Annotated in this window: 20 protein-coding genes and 3 tRNA genes; 7 read left to right on the top strand and 16 right to left on the bottom strand. The window is 54.4% G+C overall.

The features are described from left to right. The first annotated feature begins 7 nt into the window (after window positions 1–7). Window positions 8–1,438, top strand: a complete 1,431-nt coding sequence (locus tag GEOB_RS05965; protein WP_012646284.1) for a DegQ family serine endoprotease — start codon at window positions 8–10, stop codon at window positions 1,436–1,438. A 33-nt stretch (window positions 1,439–1,471) separates the two neighbouring features. Here GEOB_RS05965 and GEOB_RS05960 read toward each other — a convergent pair whose 3' ends face one another. The 6 genes from GEOB_RS05960 to serS form a co-directional block, all read right to left on the bottom strand. Further along, a complete protein-coding gene (locus GEOB_RS05960; RefSeq protein WP_012646283.1) occupies window positions 1,472–2,092 on the bottom strand; it encodes a trimeric intracellular cation channel family protein in 621 nt (206 codons plus the stop codon). 95 nt (window positions 2,093–2,187) lie between these two features. Then, window positions 2,188–2,264, bottom strand: a tRNA-Arg gene (locus GEOB_RS05955). 5 nt (window positions 2,265–2,269) lie between these two features. Continuing rightward, window positions 2,270–2,755 (bottom strand): DUF2155 domain-containing protein, encoded by a 486-nt coding sequence (locus tag GEOB_RS05950; RefSeq protein ID WP_012646282.1) that lies wholly within the window; start codon window positions 2,753–2,755, stop codon window positions 2,270–2,272. Window positions 2,756–2,794: 39 nt separating this feature from the next. After that, window positions 2,795–2,887 (bottom strand) — tRNA-Ser (locus GEOB_RS05945). 70 nt (window positions 2,888–2,957) lie between these two features. Continuing rightward, a tRNA-Ser gene (locus GEOB_RS05940) sits at window positions 2,958–3,043 on the bottom strand. A gap of 6 nt (window positions 3,044–3,049) precedes the next feature. Then, complete coding sequence (serS, locus tag GEOB_RS05935) at window positions 3,050–4,318, bottom strand: serine--tRNA ligase (RefSeq protein ID WP_012646281.1); 1,269 nt, start codon at window positions 4,316–4,318, stop codon at window positions 3,050–3,052. Window positions 4,319–4,424: 106 nt separating this feature from the next. Between serS and GEOB_RS05930 the strand changes: the two genes are divergently transcribed. Then, a complete protein-coding gene (locus GEOB_RS05930) occupies window positions 4,425–5,480 on the top strand; it encodes a CapA family protein (RefSeq protein WP_012646280.1) in 1,056 nt (351 codons plus the stop codon). A 2-nt stretch (window positions 5,481–5,482) separates the two neighbouring features. Further along, the gene (thpR, locus tag GEOB_RS05925; protein WP_012646279.1) at window positions 5,483–6,022 is read left to right on the top strand and encodes an RNA 2',3'-cyclic phosphodiesterase; all 540 of its coding nucleotides are present in this window, start codon (window positions 5,483–5,485) and stop codon (window positions 6,020–6,022) included. A 3-nt stretch (window positions 6,023–6,025) separates the two neighbouring features. Here thpR and GEOB_RS05920 read toward each other — a convergent pair whose 3' ends face one another. The 6 genes from GEOB_RS05920 to GEOB_RS05895 form a co-directional block, all read right to left on the bottom strand. Beyond that, entirely contained in the window at window positions 6,026–6,751 is a 726-nt protein-coding gene (locus GEOB_RS05920; RefSeq protein ID WP_012646278.1) for a DUF1847 domain-containing protein, read from the bottom strand. Window positions 6,752–6,765: 14 nt separating this feature from the next. Continuing rightward, window positions 6,766–7,068: a DUF2288 domain-containing protein gene (locus GEOB_RS05915; protein WP_012646277.1), complete on the bottom strand. Its 303-nt coding sequence runs from the start codon at window positions 7,066–7,068 to the stop codon at window positions 6,766–6,768. A 16-nt stretch (window positions 7,069–7,084) separates the two neighbouring features. Beyond that, window positions 7,085–7,840, bottom strand: a complete 756-nt coding sequence (locus GEOB_RS05910; RefSeq protein ID WP_012646276.1) for a hypothetical protein — start codon at window positions 7,838–7,840, stop codon at window positions 7,085–7,087. A gap of 126 nt (window positions 7,841–7,966) precedes the next feature. Further along, window positions 7,967–9,118, bottom strand: a complete 1,152-nt coding sequence (locus GEOB_RS19240; RefSeq protein ID WP_012646275.1) for a PP2C family protein-serine/threonine phosphatase — start codon at window positions 9,116–9,118, stop codon at window positions 7,967–7,969. 93 nt (window positions 9,119–9,211) lie between these two features. Further along, window positions 9,212–9,823 (bottom strand): NUDIX hydrolase, encoded by a 612-nt coding sequence (locus tag GEOB_RS05900; protein ID WP_012646274.1) that lies wholly within the window; start codon window positions 9,821–9,823, stop codon window positions 9,212–9,214. A gap of 3 nt (window positions 9,824–9,826) precedes the next feature. Then, window positions 9,827–10,483 carry a YceH family protein gene (locus tag GEOB_RS05895; RefSeq protein WP_012646273.1) on the bottom strand — a complete coding sequence of 219 codons (657 nt, stop codon included), beginning with the start codon at window positions 10,481–10,483 and terminating at the stop codon, window positions 9,827–9,829. A gap of 164 nt (window positions 10,484–10,647) precedes the next feature. On the opposite strand from GEOB_RS05895, the gene GEOB_RS05890 reads away from it, so the two are divergent. Then, window positions 10,648–10,938, top strand: a complete 291-nt coding sequence (locus tag GEOB_RS05890) for a hypothetical protein (protein WP_012646272.1) — start codon at window positions 10,648–10,650, stop codon at window positions 10,936–10,938. A gap of 117 nt (window positions 10,939–11,055) precedes the next feature. Here the strand turns inward: GEOB_RS05890 and tpx are convergent, their stop codons facing one another. From tpx to GEOB_RS05875, 3 genes are all read right to left on the bottom strand, one after another. Continuing rightward, a complete protein-coding gene (gene tpx, locus GEOB_RS05885; RefSeq protein ID WP_012646271.1) occupies window positions 11,056–11,574 on the bottom strand; it encodes a thiol peroxidase in 519 nt (172 codons plus the stop codon). 69 nt (window positions 11,575–11,643) lie between these two features. After that, window positions 11,644–14,448 (bottom strand): bifunctional diguanylate cyclase/phosphodiesterase, encoded by a 2,805-nt coding sequence (locus GEOB_RS19235; RefSeq protein WP_012646270.1) that lies wholly within the window; start codon window positions 14,446–14,448, stop codon window positions 11,644–11,646. A 44-nt stretch (window positions 14,449–14,492) separates the two neighbouring features. Further along, complete coding sequence (locus GEOB_RS05875) at window positions 14,493–14,771, bottom strand: hypothetical protein (protein WP_012646269.1); 279 nt, start codon at window positions 14,769–14,771, stop codon at window positions 14,493–14,495. Between the two features lie 216 nt (window positions 14,772–14,987). Here GEOB_RS05875 and GEOB_RS05870 point away from each other — a divergent pair, with 216 nt between their 5' ends. Genes GEOB_RS05870 through GEOB_RS05860 form a run of 3 tightly spaced genes read left to right on the top strand, consistent with a single transcriptional unit; the run spans window position 14,988 to window position 16,685 of the window. Beyond that, on the top strand, window positions 14,988–15,491 hold the full coding sequence (locus GEOB_RS05870) for an FKBP-type peptidyl-prolyl cis-trans isomerase (protein WP_012646268.1): 504 nt from the start codon (window positions 14,988–14,990) through the stop codon (window positions 15,489–15,491). A gap of 52 nt (window positions 15,492–15,543) precedes the next feature. Next, on the top strand, window positions 15,544–16,464 hold the full coding sequence (locus GEOB_RS05865) for a tRNA dihydrouridine synthase (RefSeq protein WP_012646267.1): 921 nt from the start codon (window positions 15,544–15,546) through the stop codon (window positions 16,462–16,464). After that, window positions 16,461–16,685 (top strand): DUF3820 family protein, encoded by a 225-nt coding sequence (locus GEOB_RS05860; protein ID WP_012646266.1) that lies wholly within the window; start codon window positions 16,461–16,463, stop codon window positions 16,683–16,685. The genes GEOB_RS05865 and GEOB_RS05860 overlap by 4 nt, the downstream gene beginning before the upstream one ends. Before the next feature lie 12 nt (window positions 16,686–16,697). Here the strand turns inward: GEOB_RS05860 and GEOB_RS05855 are convergent, their stop codons facing one another. Then, window positions 16,698–17,945, bottom strand: coding sequence for an MFS transporter (locus GEOB_RS05855; protein WP_012646265.1), 1,248 nt, complete (start codon window positions 17,943–17,945; stop codon window positions 16,698–16,700). Between the last annotated feature and the right edge of the window lie 43 nt (window positions 17,946–17,988).

Below are 17,988 nucleotides of genomic sequence, written 5' to 3'. Positions count from 1 at the left end.
GCAGCTCATGCTAAAATGCAGAATGGCCGTTATCCGCAGAGTAACCCTTTTGGTTCTGACCATCCTCGTACTCAGCACCTCCCAGGGAGGCTGCGAGAGCAAGAAAAAGCCGGAAGTGAACAGCTCATTCCGGTCCTTTGCCGATATTGCGGAAAAGGTGAAACCAGCGGTGGTCAATATCAGTACCACTTCGACGGTAAAGGTGCCGGCCAACCCCCTTGAGCAATTCCTGGGGCCCAATGACGACAGTCCACTCAGCGAGTTTTTCAAGCGCAATTTCGGTGAGAACGGTGAGCGGGAAATGAAGCAGCAGAGTCTCGGCTCCGGCTCCATCATCAACAAGGACGGACTCATCCTCACCACCAACCACGTGGTGGACAATGCCGAGGAAATAAAGGTCAAGCTGTCGGATGGCCGTGAGTTCAAGGCAAAGGTCATCGGCAGGGACGCTAAAACCGATCTTGCCCTGATCAAGATCGCCTCCCCCTTTGAAAACCTGCCGGTGCTCTCCCTGGGAGATTCCGACCGGATGAGGGTCGGCGATTGGGTCATCGCCGTCGGTAACCCCTTCGGCCTGGAAGAGACCGTGACCCATGGCATAATCAGCGGCACGGCCAGGGTCATCGGTTCCGGACCCTATGACAACTTTCTCCAGACCGATGCCCCCATTAATCCCGGCAACAGCGGCGGACCGCTGGTCAACGTGACCGGGGAAGTCATCGGTATCAACACCATTATCGTCTCAGGAGGCCAGGGGCTTGGTTTCGCGGTGCCTTCAACACTGGCGTCATCGGTTGTCGACCAGTTGAAGGAAAAAGGGAAGGTTGTCCGCGGCTGGATGGGAGTCAGCATCCAGAATGTCAGCCCACCCATTGCGAAAGCTTTCGGCCTCAAAGAGCCGAAGGGTGCACTCATTGCCGACGTCATTGCCGGCGGTCCTGCAGACAAGGGGGGGATGAAGAGTGGCGACATAATCACCTCCTTTGACGGCAAGGAAATTAAAACTGCCAACGATTTATCGCGCGTTGTTGCGGGGACCGCTGTCGGCAAGGAGATCAAGGGCACGGCCATTCGCGACGGCAAAGAGATCCCCTTCACCATGAAGGTGGAGGAACTGACCGAAGAACGGACTGCGTCAAAGGCGCTACCGCCGCTTCACGGTTTCGGCATGAAACTGGAGGATATGACACCGAAACTGAGAGAACAGCTGAAAAGCGAGGAGAAGACAGGTGTAGTGGTAGTGGATGTGGAGCCGGGGAGTTTTGCTGATGATGCCGGAATAAAGCCTGGTGATGTGGTGAGGGAAATAAATCGCAAGCCGGTGAAGAATCTGGCGGAATATCGTGCAGAAGCTGAAAAGATCAAGAAGGGTGAGCCGATTCTGCTGCTGCTCAAGAGAGGCAAGCAGACCTTCTACATCAGCATCGAAAAATCATAAACGAGAGACAGCCGCAAAAGCTTGATCTGTAAGTCAATCGGCATGCTCATTGTGGGAGGCCCGCGGCAGCGACCAGTTGTAACGGATGGCGAGAAGGCGCAGCACTATGACCGCCAGAGCTGCAATCAGCGAGGCATAGTTCCCCGGCAGTGGAGTGAAGTGCAGCAGGTAGAGAAGTGCGGCGCCGGCCAGACAGGCCGAGGCATAAACCTCCCTTTGCAGCACCAATGGCACGTGGGTGGAGAGCATGTCGCGGACCATGCCCCCTGCAGTAGCTGTCATGACTCCCATCATGATGGAACCGAAAAATCCAATGTGGAAGGCAATGGCTTTACTGGTACCGATGACGACGAAGGTCCCGAGCCCGACCGCATCGCAGTAGAGCAGCGGATGATGAAAACGATCAATGTTTCGATGAAAGAGAAATACTGCAACAGACACACACAGGGATAAATAAAGGTAGGTTTCATCCTTGAAGATGAAGGGGGGCGTGTCTCCCAGGAGCAGATCCCGGATAGTGCCGCCACCGGTGGCAGTAACCAGACCGAGCACTAGCACGCCGAAAAGATCCATATTGCGGCGCACTCCGGCCAGCGCGCCTGATGCGGCAAAGGCAGCGGTACCCAGGAGATCGAGAGTGTAAAGTAGGTTCATGCCCCGGCTCCTTCCGAGATTTATCAATGGGCAACACGGCAAGGTGCTAAAGTTGCTAAAAGAAAAGGGCCGGCATTTTTGCCGACCCTTTATTATGGCGCGCTCGGAGAGATTCGAACTCCCGACCCCAAGATTCGTAGTCTTGTGCTCTATCCAGCTGAGCTACGAGCGCATGTCCTAACCTGCCGGGACAAAGTCCTGCAGGGTAAAGCCGTATCGGGGATGTTGAAATGCATGGGTTGTGGGATAAAGAGTAAACAGCCATCCCTTGAAAATTTCCTTGCCGTTTTCAATCACCCTAACCTGCGCTGCAGGATTTTTCGGCTCGTTTGACTGGGATGTAAGGGTGGTTCCCTCCATGACGAACTGGGGAAGGAAGTTATCCACCTTCAAGGTCAGGTTTCCTCCCGGCAGGGTTACCTCGGCACCGATATTCACCGTGTAGATGGTGTCCTTTTTAGTTGTCTTATCGGTTACGGCAATCTTCACCGCTTTCCACTTGCCTTTGACATTATCCGGCACCACAACTGTGGTCTGCTTTTTAGTCACCTGACCTTGCGGCGCTGCCGTCTCGCTGGGCTTTTTTTCCTCTTTTTTGGAGCAGCCCCCCAAAGCAACCATCGCCACCAGGGTCAAAATTAAAGATTTCAGCACTGTCTTCACACAACCTCCAAACCTAAAAGCAACTCCATTGACAATAAGTGGCGGAGAGAGAGGGATTCGAACCCTCGATACCGGTTTCCCAGTATACTCGCTTAGCAGGCGAGCGCCTTCGACCTACTCGGCCATCTCTCCTCAAATCAGTTCTACGTTCGATGTTCTAGGTTCTATGTTTATCGGAACTTAGAACTTAGAACAGTCTTTATGGCGGAGGAAGTAGGATTCGAACCCACGGAACTTTCGTTCAACGGTTTTCAAGACCGCCGCCTTCAACCACTCGGCCATTCCTCCGGAAAGCTAACCAATCTTTTCGGCACCACCCATATATGGCCTTAACGCCTCAGGAATTACAACAGAACCATCCTGCTGCTGGTAATTCTCCAAAATGGCCACAACTGTTCTTCCCACTGCCAGCCCGGAGCCATTAAGGGTGTGGACAAATTCAGGCTTGGCCTTTTCATCCTCACGGAAGCGTATGGAGGCGCGTCGAGCCTGGAAATCCTCGAAATTGCTACAGGAAGAGATTTCACGGTAGCAGTCCTGCCCTGGCAGCCATACTTCAATATCAAAGGTCCGGGCTGCGGAGAAGCCGATATCGCCAGTGCAAAGCTCAACCACCCGATAGGGGAGCTTCAACAGCCGCAACACCTCTTCAGCATTGTCCAGAAGTTTATCCAATTCAGCGTAGGAATGGCCAGGGTGAACGAACTTGACCAACTCTACCTTGTTGAACTGGTGTTGGCGGATCAGGCCCCTGGTGTCCTTGCCGTATGATCCGGCTTCCTTGCGGAAACATGGCGTATAAGCCGTGTAGCAGAGCGGCAGCTCCGATCCTTTGAGAATCTCACCGCGGTGAATATTGGTTACCGGCACCTCTGCTGTCGGGATCAGAAAATAATCAACCTCTCCCAAATGAAAGAGGTCATCTTCGAATTTCGGCAACTGACCGGTACCGGTCATGCTTTCCCTGTTTACCATAAAGGGCGGGAGCATTTCAAGATAATTGTGGCGCCCCGTGTGGAGATCGAGCATGAAATTGACAAGAGCCCGTTCCAGGCGAGCGCCAAGTCCCTTGTAAAGGGTAAAGCGTGCTCCGGTCAGCTTGGCGCCTCGCTCGAAATCCAGAATATCAAGATCCTCGCCAATTTCCCAGTGGGGCTTTGGAGTGAAGTCCAGGTGAGGCTTTTCGCCCCAGACTCTGATTTCCACGTTGTCCGCTTCGGAAGCGCCCACAGGAGTTGCCGAAGAAGGAATATTGGGCACCGTCAGCAGGAAATACTCCAGCGCCTCTTCTACGCCCTTCAACTCTTCATCCAGACCTTTGACCCGCTGGGACACCTCACGCATTTCTGCGATGCGGTCCTGTGCCTGGCTTTTGTCCTTGACCCGGCTTATCTCTTCTGAAACCTTGTTACGTAAGGCTTTGAGGGTTTCAGTCTGCTGGAGTAGTTCACGTCTTTGGGAATCAAGCTGCCGGAACCGCTCCAGGTCAATACCTGTACCGCGTGTTTTCAGGCGCGTTTCCACCAACTCCAGGTTTTCACGAATATATCTCACGTCCAGCATGAAAAAGGCCTTTACAATCGGATAAACGAAGCTATATTTTTTAGCATTTGACCGAAAAATAGTCAATACTTTAATAGAAAAAATCCATTAACGAGAAAAGCCCGCCATGCATTCCCGACTGCTGTTGGTTTTACTGGTCCTTACCCTGAGCATGCCTACCCTTGCCATCGCCGGCCAAGTGGTCATCAACGCCGTTGGCGACATCATGCTCGCCGGCAAGGGAGGCGCGGCGCTGGAACGTATGGGCTACGACTATCCGTTTGCCGCTACTGTTGCAGCTCTGAAAGCTGGGGATCTCGCCATGGGCAATCTGGAAACGCCAATTACCAGCGGCGGCTTGGAATTCAAAGACAAAAGTTACCGGTTCAAAGCCGTTCCCCAAGCTGCTGCAGCATTAAAAAGGGCTGGCTTCAGGGTGCTGACCATGGCAAACAATCACATGCTCGACTACGGCACCGACGGCTTGTTGGATACCATCTATCACCTGGATAAACAGGGAATTAAACACAGCGGAGCCGGTAAATCCCTGACCGAGGCCCGTCGGGAGGCAATTATCGACTGCAACGGTAATAGAATTGCATTCCTTTCCTATTCCCTCACTTACCCTGCAGAATTTTTCGCCACCGGCATGCGCGCCGGGACAGCACCCGGCTATCCTTCCTACTATGAAAAGGATATCTCCAGAATCAGAGCCAATGCTGATTACGTGATCGTTTCGTTTCATTGGGGAAAGGAAGGGGCCGCCACGCCGAAAAGATATCAGGTTTCAACAGCCCGTAGGGCGGTAGAGGCCGGAGCAGATCTGGTCATCGGCCACCACCCCCACGTTCTGCAGGGGATCGAAAGCTACAGGAACGGCCTGATCTTTTACAGCCTGGGCAACTTTGCCTTCGGCAGCCTGAGCAGGAACTCCGACAGGAGCATCATCGCCCGGATTACGTTGGATAGGGGGATAAAGGAAGCCGAACTGATTCCCATCAACGTCCTTAACCATGAGGTCAGGTTTCAGCCGGCCATATTAAAGGGGAAAAGAGGTAAGGATGTCATCGAGCGTATACGGGCAATTTCCAGCCCGATGGGCACCACCATACGAGATGAGAATGGTCGTTACCTGATCGATCTGCAGCAGACCGGACAAACTCTTGCAGAAAGAAGGGAATGACCATGCACCGACTGTTTGTTGCTGTTGACTTGCCTGATAAGGTGAAAAAATCGGTGACGGACATCAGATGTGAGCTGCCGGGGGCTCGCTGGGTCGCGGAGGAACAGCTGCATCTCACCTTACGCTTTATCGGCGACGCTGATGAACTGACTATGCGAGCCATAAAAACAGCGTTTAAGGAATTGACCTCACCGGCATTTCAACTTGCCCTTTGCGGCATTGGTCATTTCCCGCCCGGAAAACACCCCCGGGTGCTCTGGGTGGGGATGACAGTGAGCGAGCAGCTGTTGGCACTGCAGCAGCAAGTGGAGCTGGCCTTGCTGGAGGCTGGTATCCCTTTGGAAGGCCGTAAATTCTCCCCCCACATTACGATCGCCAGACTGAAGGAAACGCCGGCACGGCTGGTGATAGCCCTTGAGGAAAAGGAGAAGGCTTTCGCCAGCGAACCTTTTCAGGTAACTCAATTCCATCTCTATTCCAGCACCCTCACCGGCAGCGGTGCTATCCATACCCGGCAGGCCAGTTACCCTCTGATCTTCTAGCGTCTATTTTTCGTCCGGCAATACCGGCTGTTTCTGCAGCCTTTTGTAGTAAAAATTCTGACCATAGAGAGCTGCAGCCGGGTTGTGGCCGGTAACCCGGTCCTTCACCACCAGGGTCGTGACCGGTGCCTTTGAGTATTTGCTGAAGAGCATGTCGTGGCCGATGCAAAGGCCAACGATAATGTTCATCTCGCAGCCAAGGCGATTGCAGATTTCCGCTTGGGCAATGGGGTTGCAGGCAGGCTCGAATGTACCCGGACGTACCTTGTCCGATTCAGCAAGACCCAGCTCCTTCTTATCGATACTCCCCGCCTTGCAGCAGACGCTCTGGGGCTCCAGCCCCTGGGCCTTGAGAATGGCCACCAGCCGCTCCGTTTCGTCAAGAAGTCCGATGCAGGTAGCAATGCCGATCTTTTTCCAGCCCATGAGCCGGGCGAAGGCGATGGTATCCTCGACCCTGGTCCATCGGGCATTTACCGCATCACTTCCCTCTACCTTCTGGTAGCATAGCCCCTCCACCCTGGCCGCCACCCTGGCCAGTCTGGCGTCTTCGCTGTCTCTCTTATATTCGCTGAAAGATGAGTGAATGATATCTGCATATGCTTCTGACGGGCAGTTGCCAGGCTTTGGCGGAGCGGTCTCAGGATCGCCGCTCCAGCAGTTGGTGACACCGCACTTCTGCCAGACAGCGCTGCATTTTGAACAGGATACGGGTGTTTCGTCAGCCATCGTCTTGCCCTCCATCATTGTATATTCAGAGCCTTATCCTGAATGAGGATATATGGGCTGACAATCAGCATCTGGAACTGCTTCCCCTTGTCCTCATCCCACTTGGCAATCTGCGCCAGCGAGGGTTTGCCGACCGTGCCCGATTCGATCCAGCCGCTGATAACAGGGGTATCGTCGGTGGCTATCCTCCATCCCGCTTCCGCCAGGTCCATGTCGGAGGAAATCAGTATCAGCCCGTCTCTTTCCAGGTGCACCCGTAGCCAGCCCCATTCCGCCACGTCTATTGCCAGGGCCAGCTCTTCTTTACCAGGTTTCACGCTAAATCTCCTTTTATCATTCAAGGGTAAAATCCACCATCGCCAGTTCAGTGGTCTGCCTGCCACTGAATGGGCGGCTATAGATGATCTTTGACTTTTCGCGCCGGGCTCTTTCCAGAACTCTCGCCGAAACCGTCACCTTCTCGGAAACCTTTGCCCTTCCGTTGATGATGGCTATGGCCAATGGCGCGGGAACCGACTCCACAACGGATCCGGCAACGGAGAAGGTCCCTCCGGGAGAATGCAGGGTTGCCGTTTCAGGAGGCTGTGCCGCTATTTCGTAAGTCACCACCTGCTCGGTAGGCTTTATGCCCGCCAGGGCAGTCGCAGCCGGGATTGCCGTCACCTTCAACTTCAACTGCTGCTGCCTGATGACCGATGCTTGCACTTGCTGGCCCGTTCCAGAGATGATGACCAGCTTCAGGGAACGGGACACCCTTTGTGATCCGGTCGGGCAGCTGTCGTCAGCAACCAGGTTGAATTCGAAAGTCCCCGAAATCTTGGGCACACCCGTTATTTCACCTGCCGGGGACATGACAAGCCCTGGCGGAAAGGCACCCGAGGCAAAGAAAATCTTTATCGGCTGCTGGCCGCCATAGGTGGATATGCGGTAGGAATAAGGGTTTGTTTCAACTCCTGGTGGCAGGGCAAGGGGCGCCAGCGACAGTGGTGGACAGCCCGCCGTTTCCGGCAATGTTTCGTCTGCCGGGCAAACGCCGGCTGCGGCAATCAAAATCCATGCAACACTGGCAGCAACAATGAATTTTGTCATCGGACGTCTCGCTTTCCAGTCGTTTTGTTGCACGACAATAAATTATTCGCGGACCGACGTCAAGATTGCACAAAAAAAGACGACTGGCATGATCGTCTCGGGCTTCGGGAGGAATGGAATAGCAGATTATTTTGCCTTCAGAACGAGTACCGTTACATCGTCCCCCTGTTCAACCCCTCTTCTGAACTGGTCCACATTCTGGCACAACCTTTCGCAGAACTGGCCGGCGCTCAGATTCCGCTGCGCTCCCGATACAGTCATCAGCCGCTCCAGTCCGAACATCTCCCCGTCGTTTCTGGCCGCTTCCGTTATCCCGTCGGTATAGAGGAGAAAAATATCGCCCGTTGCCAGAATCTGCCGGGTTGTGGTGTATTCTTCCAATGGGTTGATACCCAGGGGCAAACCTGCGTCAAAACAGACCGCTCTGCTATTTTCGGTTTTTTTACAAAGAAGAGGTGGAGTGTGCCCGGCAGAGGAAAAGATGAATTCACCGCTGTCCGGATCGAGAATGCCATAGAAGGCAGTTACGAACTGGTCTTCCTGGGTCCTGCCATAGAGGGTTCTGTTGAGAAAGGAGAGAAGTTTGTCGGGGTGGTCCTTGCATGGAGCCAGATGAAGCATTACATGGGTCATGGCGGTAACGATGGCGGCAGGGGGCCCATGGCCGGTCACATCCGCGACAAAAATCCCCCATCGCTTGCCGTTGACGGGCAGGACGTCAAAATAGTCACCGCCGGCGCGTCTGGCAGGACAGTAATAACTGGCAAGATCGAAGCCGGGGACATCCGGTAACCGGTCAGGTAAAAGGCTCTTCTGCACCTCGCCGACACATCTGAATTCACGGTCCAGCCGGTCATAGGCATCCTGCAGCTCCCGCCCCTTCTGCTCCAGTTCTGACTGGAACTGCCTGAGGCGCACATGGGTAGTGACCCGGGCCTGCATCTCATCGAACTGGAATGGCTTGGTAATGTAATCGACGCCACCGGCCTTGAACGCTTTCACCTTATCCTGGGTGGCATCGAGGCCACTGAGAAAGATGACGGGGATTTCCCGCAGGAGCGGGTCTTCCTTCAATCTCCGGCACACTTCGTACCCGTCCATGTCCGGCATGTTGATATCGAGGAGGATGAGGTCAGGCAGCGGCTGGGTACTTGCTGCTACGAGTGCAGCTTCACCGTTGCCGGCGGAAATGGTGGCATACGATTCACCGAGTATCTCGGCCAACAGCTCCAGGTTTTCCGGCGTATCGTCCACAAGGAGAATCCTGCTGCGTTCCATTCAGCCCCCCTGGCCAGCTTCAGGCACATACTGCTTCTTATCGTCCCCAGTGACCGTCACTTTAACTGGAGGCCTGACCGTCAATATTCGAGTCTAAAGTATCCCCTCCGGCAGCAGTTCGAAAAAACGTTTCACCAGACGGTAGGTAAGTCCCCATAAGGGTGGCTTACCGGAAAACGGCATGATGACGGCAGGATAATGAACCATCTCCCCTTTTATGCGTACCGACGTGAGGGTGTGACGATTCAGGTCTTGGAGATCGGCAAGGGAAACCCAGAAAACATCCTGAACCTCGCCATTCAAGGTCAGTTCAGGGGTTTCATCGAGGGCAAAGACAAAACAAGTCACCCTGACCGGCAAGGTGGCGCCGGTGATCTCGGCAAGACAACCCAGGTAACGGGCGGCAGCCAGATCGATGCCGATCTCCTCCAACGCCTCACGCTTTGCGGCACTGCAGGCATCCACATCGCTCATTTCCACCTTGCCACCCGGAAAGCCCAGATCACCCGACCAGGGATCTCCCTTGTGCTTTGCCCGTTCGATGAACAGCATTTCGGGGCCGGCCGGGCCATGACGCAGGATCAACGCCACAGCGGCAGGAACACGCCGGTCGGCCGGGAGTGCCTCGTGCCCAAGGTTCGAAAGAACGCACTCAATGGTTTCAAAGAGGGTGATTTCTCTGTTTTTACACGTGCATCTGTCCATTTTTTACTCAAACTGGGATTTGAATTCTTCCACCAGACGTCGCAACTCTGCCACCTCCCCACGCAGGTGGACGACCTCCTCTTCAAGGTGGCCAATACGCTCGTTTTCCGCAACCACCCTGAGCCGTGCCGCTTCCGGTGGTGGCGACTGCTCTGCCGCAGTTTGCGGCTCCCCGGCAAAGAGCTGTGCATAGCGGGAATCCTTTCTTCCCGGTTGGCGCGGCAGTCGCATCACCAAGGCCGGAGTCCTGGCCATCAGCTCTTCCAGAACCTCTTCAATAGCCGGAAGATCGGGAAAAGGATGCATCCGCTCCCCCCTGGTTCGCAGTTCTCCCACTGTCTGCGGACCTCGCAGCAGCAGTTCAGCCAAAACCGCCAGTTCCGGTGGATCCAGGCGCAGTTTTTCCATCAGTGCATGGCGATACTTGGGGACTCTTCCCCCTTCGCCGGATAACAAAGCCAACTGCTTGAACTTGAGACTGTCCAGAGCCCTGACCACCTCCCCTTCATCCAGGTTCAGCACCGGATCCCGGTTGGATTTTTGATTGCAGGCATTGGTCAGCGCATTAAGGCTCAATGGGTAATATTCCGGAGTAGTCAGCTCCTTTTCGATCAGTGAACCGAGAACCCGCACCTCTACTTCGTTTAACGTTACATCCATCCGTCTCTCCTTCAGATAAGGTTCCATGGCACTATAACAATTTTCAGACAGTCATGCATCAAAATCAGGGGCAGGAGAAATGCACCCACCTTGGGCTTTCCATGACAGGCATTGTACAATAGCTGCTACATGGTTATATTATTATTTGTGCAGGAGGAACGGCTATGATTATATTTATTGAATACCTGGCAACGATGGTCTTTGTAATCATGTTTTATCAGTTTTACGCCTTCGCCGTGTCGCGGACGGGAGAGGAAAAGCAGCATAAATGCCAGCGTCTCGGGATTTTCTATATCAGCATCGGCACCACGCTGCTCGTATTTCGCCATGCGACAAGCGTCTTTACCGGACTGATCCTGATAATGATGGGATTACGGCTTATTGCCCATGGCCTCGACCGCGTGGACAAGAAAATTTACATCGACCATTATGCCGACGACGATACCGAGCCGTGACAATCGTTCCATAGGGCTGGTTTATTCAGGGAATAGACGGCCAAAGGGAAACCCTCTTGTACCCAAAAAAAGCCCCTTCCTGTACGGAGGGGGCTTTTTTCACCGCAATGGGTGTAGCTAGACCAGATTTTTCACCGCACCGATGACCGCAGCATAATCCGGTTCATGTGTAATCTCGGGAACAAACTGGATATAGCGGATGAGGTTTTTGTCGTCGATGATGAAGATGGTACGGCAGAGCAATTTCAACTCCTTTACCAGCACGCCATAAGCCTGGCCAAAGGAGCGCTCCTGGTAATCGGACAGGGTGATGACCCGGTCGATACCGGACGCCCCGCACCAGCGTTTCTGGGCAAAGGGCAGATCAAGGCTCACTGTCAGCACCACCACATTGTCCGGCAGTGTAGCTGCCTCCTGGTTAAAGCGGCGGGTTTCCATCTCGCATACAGGTGTATCCAGAGACGGTACCGCACTTATGACCTTTACCTTCCCCTGGTAGCTGGCAAGAGTAATCGGCGCCAGTGCATTGTCAACGACGGTAAAGTCCGGAGCCGGATCGCCGACCCTCAGTTGGGGGCCCAGCAACGTTACCGGTTTTTCCTTGAACGTCACCACATTTTTTCTCTCCAGAAGCATAGTGCATCCTCCAGTTGCGCTGTAATTCCAGAAGTGTAACTGAAAAATGGATGAATACAAGCTCCCATGCTACTTCTGGCTGAGCTGCCAGAGCGGACCACTCCAGTCATTTTCCCTTGAAAGCAGCAACCCTGCTTCTTCGGCCGGCAATGGATTGCTGAAGTAATTGCCCTGCATTTCCCCATAGCCGAGAGAACAAAGCAGCTGCATCTGTTCTTTGGTTTCCACCCCCTGGGCAATGACCGACAGGTGCAAGCCCTTCGCAAGGCTGGCAACAGTCCCGGCAATAGCTTTTTTCACCTCACTCGACGAGATCTGGGAGACAAAAGAAAGATCGATCTTCAATGCATCCAGGGGGAAATCCCCCAGTTGTTTCAGACAGGAATATCCGGCGCCGAAATTGTCGATGGCGATCCGCACCCCCACGTCACGCAGGGCCGCCAGCGCCTGCAGGTTATCCATAATGCCTTCGGCCATCACCGCTTCCCGTATTTCCAGTTCGAGCCAGCGTGCTTCCAGTCCCGTCTGTTTCAGTGACTTCAGCAGCTTCTCCACAAAATCTTGCTGACGCAATTGCCTCTGTGAATAATTGACAGAAATCTTCACCGGTGGATAACCGGCATCCTGCCAGGCTTTGTTCTGGGCAGCGGCAGTCTCCAGCACCCATTCTCCAAGATCTAGGATCAACCCGGTTTCCTCCGCCTGGGGGATGAAGGAAGTGGGCAGCAGCAACCCCTGCTCGGGATGATTCCAGCGCACCAGTGCCTCCATGCCGATTATTTTTCCCGAATGTACCGACACCTGAGGCTGGTAGTGGAGCACCAGCTGGTTTTTTCCGATAGCCCGCCGCAGGCTTGTCTCCACTGTCAGCCGCTGCCGGTTTTTTTCTCCCATTGAATGATTATACAGGTTAACGCTGTTTCGCCCCTGTTGTTTTGCCCGGTACATGGCAATATCGGCGTTACTTGCCAGGGTCTCCACGTCCCTTCCATCATGGGGATAAATGCTGATGCCGATGCTGACGCTGACAAAGAGTTCATAGCCGGACAGGATAAAAGGAGCAGTCATCTCCTGCAAGAGAAGAGCTGCAAGGTGCACAGCATCTTCTTTGTCCTTTATTTCAGAAAGGAACAGCAGAAACTCATCGCCACCCTGGCGAGCGATAGTGTCTTCAGCCCTTCTTCCACAGCGTTTCAGCCGCGTAGCGACCTCCTTCAACAGTTCATCGCCGATGGTATGGCCAAGGCTGTCATTGATGTCCTTGAAGTGGTCAAGGTCGAGAAACATGACCGCAAGAAATTGATCATTGCGCTGGGCATATGCAATTGCCTGAGCCAGCCGCTCATTGAACAACCGCCTGTTGGGAAGGCCGGTCAGTGCATCGTGAAAAGCCATCTGTTCAATGGCTGATTCCATCTGCTTCCTCCTGGAAATATTCCGCACCACCTCGATACCGGCGTTTATCCGGCCATCGTAATCAAAAAGTGGGGAGGCAGTTATTTCCAGGTACAGTTTTTCTCCGTCCCGCTCAACGACCCGTTCCGCCGTATGTACTAAACCATCGGCAAAGGACATTGCCACCGGGCAGCCGCTGCAGGGAGCATCCTTGCCTTCGAATGCCTGATAACAGTAGCTGCCGATGAATTCCCCACCAGCCAAGGTCTGGTGAACCTTATTCTGGTACAGGACCTTGAAGTCTGTATCAACCATGCTCATGCCATCGCCCAGGGCGGCAACGATCGCCTCCGATTTGGCCCGTTCATTTTTTGCAGTCAGCACGGCTTCGCGCAATGCTTCCTGTTCTTTTCCCACACGGTCCAGCAGATCGTTAAATGCCAACCCCAGTTCGCCTATTTCGTCCTCCGACAGTACCTCCACCGGGGATGTTTTACCCGGCTCACCGTGCATGCTCCTGATATGTCGGGCCATGTTCAGCAGAGGCATGGTCAGGTACCTCATGCCAAGCCAGACGACCAGAATGGAAAGAATGATGCCGAAAAAAGAGGCCAATGCGACATAAAACTTTGCTTGCTCCACCGGAGCATAGGCTTCCTTGAGAGGGTAGTTTGCGCCGAGGATCCAGTTGGTGGCACGCAGATGCCTGTAGGTTGTTAGAACGCGGATGCCCCGTGAATTTTCCCTTTCCTTGGTCCCTTCGAAACCGTTGGCAGCCATGTGGAAAAAGCTGCTCCCGATCAGGGTACCAGGCCTTAAGATCCTCCCTGGATCAGGATGCATGACAAAAGTGCCATCGGTGGTAAAGAGAAAAAGATAGCCCGTTCTGCCCAGCCTGATGTGTGAAAGTTTGCCGAGAAAGTTCTGCTTTGTCAGATCGAGGCTGCCGGCAAAAATGGCTTGCAAACGACCGCTGGAATCAAAAACAGGGACAGTGAGGATAATGGCCGGTTTTCCAGGATTATGGGTGGAAAGATATGGATCGGAAATTTGCGGCCTCTGGGTGGCCACTGTTTTTTTATAATAGTCGCGAAAGGAGATGTCCCGCCCCCTTCGTCCCGGGCGATATGGGCTCTCGGCGATGATTTTGCCATCGGCAGAGAAAAGGAAAAGCCCGTTATCGAATATGGAATGGGTGCCCGGTCGTTTGTCCAGGAATATCTGCGCCTTTTCCGGATCATTGATGATGTCGGGGGAAATGGTCTTTGCCACCGAGATGAGCGCATTAAGGGAGCGCAGGATCTTGTCGTCAATATCATCGGCAATTCCCGATATGAGAACTGCCTGGTGTTGGGCAATGGACTTTTTTGTCTGGTTCTCAAAATAAGAGAACAGGGAGAGGGCCAGCGCACCAACCAATGCGATCACCAGCAGGGAAACGGCAACGGACATCTTGGTTTTAAGACTGATGAATGCCATTCCTTTCCTTCCCTACGCCGGCAGACAGCCGGCAAGTTCCTTGATCAGCCGGCATTTTCAACGGGCAGGCGAAAAATTATCTCCCGCCCCTCTGCCCGCAGCACCGTTGCCTTAACTATTGGCGCCTCCCGTTCAAGAACGGTGCAGTCCAACTGCAGCAGCATTTCCGTCCCGGGTGCAGGCACCTCGTCAAAATCGGCAACAAGGAGTGTCTCGTCATCACTGACATATCTGGTGGTGCCGATGACCGTACCCTTGTCGGGCCAGGCAATCCTGATCTTCAGGGCGACCTCTATCCTCTCATACCGTTGTGGCTCCGGCATCAATGCCCCTTATCCAAACGCTGTCAAAATTATCAGCTTCAAGCAGTCCTGAGACTTGCAGTCCTTCTTTGAAATATCGGCATGGCGACGGTGTTTATTAAATTATTTTACCTGTCAATCTCTTCAACCATCAAGATTTTGCTGGATTTCTGGAGACGCAACCCTTAGAGTTTAGTCTTCAAGGCTGGCAAATTTATTGGAAGAGGAAGGACTGGTATGGCATTGGCAAAAAACGGAGATAAGGTGAAGATCAACTTCACCGGCACCCTGGAGGATGGTACCGTAATCGACACCACCTATGAAGATCACGATCATTCACACGACTGCGGCTGCGATGACGACGGCTGCGGCTGTGATGACGACGGCTGCAGCTGTGAAACGGGTCCAATGGAGCTCGTGATCGGTAAGGAAGAATTTTTCCCTCAGATAGAAGAAGCGCTGGTCGGCATGACTCCCGGAGAACGGAAAAAGCTCACCATCACTGCAGCAGACGCATTTGGCGAGTATGATGAAGAAAAGGTCTTCAGCATCGGCCGCGACCAGATCCCTGCCGACATTACCCCGGAAGTGGGCCAGGAACTGGAATTCACGAGCGACGACGATGAGGTGCTGGAAGTCACGGTAGTAGAGGTAACAAACGATGCGGTGCTGCTGGACGCCAACCATCCCCTGGCAGGTGAAGATATAACTTATGAATTCGAGCTTGTCGAGATCCTGTAACGGATTTTCTGAACATCAACCTCTTCCCTGGCAACCGGGGAAGAGGCCGCTGATGCTCGCCCCCATGCAGGGAGTGACCAACCGGGCCATGCGCTCCCTCTTTATCGAGTTAGTAAGGCCTGACACCGTCTTTACCGAGTTCATCAGGGTCAATGCCGCTGCCCCCGTTCGTCGCATTTCTGCCGGCGATCTCAAGGAAATGGCAGCCGCAGAAAAGGACGTGCCTCTGGTGGTGCAGCTGATCGGTCATGGCAGGGATGCCCTCGTATCCGCTGCCGAGGCTGCCCAGGCAACCGGAGCGATTCACATCAACCTGAACATGGGCTGTCCCTATGGCCGCATGACTTCAGGCCCTACCGGCGGTGGTCTGCTCCGTCACCCTGAAGTACTATCCGAGATAATCCCCTCCCTGCGCCGGGTGATCAAGGGCACTTTTTCGTTGAAAATGCGGGCAGGATACGACGACCCGGAGCAAATCCTTCGCCTGCTCCCTCTTTTTGAAGCGGCGAAGGTAGACTTTCTCGTCCTTCATCCACGGACCGTGCTGCAGCAATACCAGGGACTGGCCGATCATGCCATTACCGCCCGCGTCGTCAGGGAAACGGAGATACCGGTCATAGCCAACGGTGACATCCGCACGGCCTCGGCAGGGCTACAACTCCTTGAGGAGACAGGCGCCGCGGGCCTCATGCTCGGCAGGGGAGCCATAGCCGACCCCTTCATTTTTCAGAGGTTGCGGCAGTCGGCCCCCAGTGAGCCCGATCAGCATGACCGGTCGGCGATGCTGCAAAGCTATCTGCTGGAACTGCTGGCACGCTATGGAAAGCTATTCTGTGGCGAGGCGCAGGTTCTTGCCAAGATAAAGGAAGTACTCCATTTCATCAATGATCCCCACCTGGAGAAACCGGTCAAACGGTTGAGGAAGACGAAAACGATCGGGGCTTTCGTGACGGCACTGGAGGAACTTCAGTGACAGAGTCACCTGCTTTGAACCACCATGCCCTGCTGGAACTGGCCAGGGCCCGCATGCCCTTCGGCAAATACCAGGGAGTGCGGCTAATCGATCTTCCGGAGCCTTATGTGGTCTGGTTTGCCGGGCAGGGCTTTCCCGAAGGAAAACTGGGCGAACAGCTGCGCACCATCTACGAGATCAAGGTCAATGGCCTTGAATACCTGTTCGAACCTCTCCGCTGAAAAGAACTCGCCTCATACCTCGGAATAATCCATGGCAAAGAAAAAGAGAAAAATGGCAACGGCCAGCCCTGCCACCGGAAAGACGAAGGCCCCATGGAATGCCTGCGGTATTCCCCCTGCCCCCTGTTTCAGCCCCCCGACGACCAGCCCCATGACGTGCTGGGTCATTGCTGCCCCCATCAGAACGAAGAAATTGAGGGAGGTAAGCGCTGTGCCGACGATGGTAACCGGAAACATGGAGCGGACGATGGGATAGATCATCACGCCGCTCGATACTGCCAGGCCGATGGCATAGAAAAGTACCGCCAGAACCGGCAGCGGCAGCAGTTCGGCTATGCCGAAAAATGCGCACATGAGCACCAGCAGGACCATCTGCCCGACCAGCAGCGTCTTTTTATAGGAATGAAAGAATTTACGAGCGATGGTATCCGTGACCATGCTGCCGCTGATGAAGCCCAACGAGGTGAACATCAGCATCTTACCAGTAGCGGCACGGGAAAGCCCCATCACCTCCATCAGGTAAGGCCCCCCCCACAAACCCTGCAGCGCCAGATAGTTGCCATACCAGAAAAACGAAATGACCGCCAGGAGCCAAAAATCACGGCTGGAAAAAATCTGTCTCCAGGCAGCCAACAAGCCCAGGGACTGGGTTGCCGTACTGGAAGGTTCGGCGGAAACAGCCTTGGCAGGTCTATCTTTGGCCATAGTGTAAACCAGCATCGTTACCAGTGCCTGCCCTATGCCGATAATGAGGAAAGAGTTGCGCCAGCCGAAAGCCGCCACCGCCAGCGCCAGGGGGGCCGTCGCCGAAAGGTTTCCCAGGTTGCCCACGGCGACCATGAAACCGGAAACGCGGCCGAACTCCTGCTTGCTGAACCAGTGGCTGAAAATAGTGAAGGTGGCCATGAGCACCGAGGCGGTGCCGATGCCGATCAGAACCCGCGCCGCCATGGCCGTGGAGAGAGTCTCTGCCTGGGAGAAGAGGATGCCGCCGATGGCGGTGAGGACACCGCAGCCGCTGATGACCAGGCGGCTGCCCAGCCTGTCGATCATGGGCCCCAGCGGAATCTGGGCCACTGCATAGACATAGAAAAGGATGCCGGAAAGTGAGCCGAGCTGCTGCGGTGTGAGGCTGAGTTCCCTGGAGATGTCTCCCGCAACGACCGCCAGTGATACGCGATAAAAGTATACGAGGATGTACATGAGTGCCAGCACGGAGAAGATTATCCACCGCTGGCGGCGCGTTTGCTGATCGGGCATTCCCCCTCCTGAACCGTGCATGCGACGGTCAGGGCATCCTAGC

Origin of the sequence: Geotalea daltonii FRC-32 (genome assembly GCF_000022265.1) — a bacterium.
Classification (GTDB): Bacteria; Desulfobacterota; Desulfuromonadia; order Geobacterales; family Geobacteraceae; genus Geotalea; species Geotalea daltonii.
This window is presented reverse-complemented; position numbering and strand designations above follow the sequence as displayed.

What these genes read in the sequence shown, in the direction of transcription:
- GEOB_RS05870 (WP_012646268.1), top strand. Translation starts at nt 14,988, where the DNA reads ATGGCATTGGCAAAAAACGGAGATAAGGTGAAGATCAACTTCACCGGC.
- GEOB_RS05900 (WP_012646274.1), bottom strand. Translation starts at nt 9,823, where the DNA reads ATGGACAGATGCACGTGTAAAAACAGAGAAATCACCCTCTTTGAAACC.
- GEOB_RS19240 (WP_012646275.1), bottom strand. Translation starts at nt 9,118, where the DNA reads ATGGAACGCAGCAGGATTCTCCTTGTGGACGATACGCCGGAAAACCTG.
- GEOB_RS05930 (WP_012646280.1), top strand. Translation starts at nt 4,425, where the DNA reads ATGCATTCCCGACTGCTGTTGGTTTTACTGGTCCTTACCCTGAGCATG.
- GEOB_RS05875 (WP_012646269.1), bottom strand. Translation starts at nt 14,771, where the DNA reads ATGCCGGAGCCACAACGGTATGAGAGGATAGAGGTCGCCCTGAAGATC.
- GEOB_RS05895 (WP_012646273.1), bottom strand. Translation starts at nt 10,483, where the DNA reads ATGGATGTAACGTTAAACGAAGTAGAGGTGCGGGTTCTCGGTTCACTG.
- GEOB_RS05920 (WP_012646278.1), bottom strand. Translation starts at nt 6,751, where the DNA reads ATGGCTGACGAAACACCCGTATCCTGTTCAAAATGCAGCGCTGTCTGG.
- thpR (WP_012646279.1), top strand. Translation starts at nt 5,483, where the DNA reads ATGCACCGACTGTTTGTTGCTGTTGACTTGCCTGATAAGGTGAAAAAA.
- GEOB_RS05965 (WP_012646284.1), top strand. Translation starts at nt 8, where the DNA reads ATGCTAAAATGCAGAATGGCCGTTATCCGCAGAGTAACCCTTTTGGTT.
- serS (WP_012646281.1), bottom strand. Translation starts at nt 4,318, where the DNA reads ATGCTGGACGTGAGATATATTCGTGAAAACCTGGAGTTGGTGGAAACG.
- GEOB_RS05960 (WP_012646283.1), bottom strand. Translation starts at nt 2,092, where the DNA reads ATGAACCTACTTTACACTCTCGATCTCCTGGGTACCGCTGCCTTTGCC.
- GEOB_RS05855 (WP_012646265.1), bottom strand. Translation starts at nt 17,945, where the DNA reads ATGCCCGATCAGCAAACGCGCCGCCAGCGGTGGATAATCTTCTCCGTG.
- GEOB_RS05890 (WP_012646272.1), top strand. Translation starts at nt 10,648, where the DNA reads ATGATTATATTTATTGAATACCTGGCAACGATGGTCTTTGTAATCATG.
- GEOB_RS05865 (WP_012646267.1), top strand. Translation starts at nt 15,544, where the DNA reads ATGCTCGCCCCCATGCAGGGAGTGACCAACCGGGCCATGCGCTCCCTC.
- GEOB_RS05910 (WP_012646276.1), bottom strand. Translation starts at nt 7,840, where the DNA reads ATGACAAAATTCATTGTTGCTGCCAGTGTTGCATGGATTTTGATTGCC.
- GEOB_RS19235 (WP_012646270.1), bottom strand. Translation starts at nt 14,448, where the DNA reads ATGGCATTCATCAGTCTTAAAACCAAGATGTCCGTTGCCGTTTCCCTG.
- tpx (WP_012646271.1), bottom strand. Translation starts at nt 11,574, where the DNA reads ATGCTTCTGGAGAGAAAAAATGTGGTGACGTTCAAGGAAAAACCGGTA.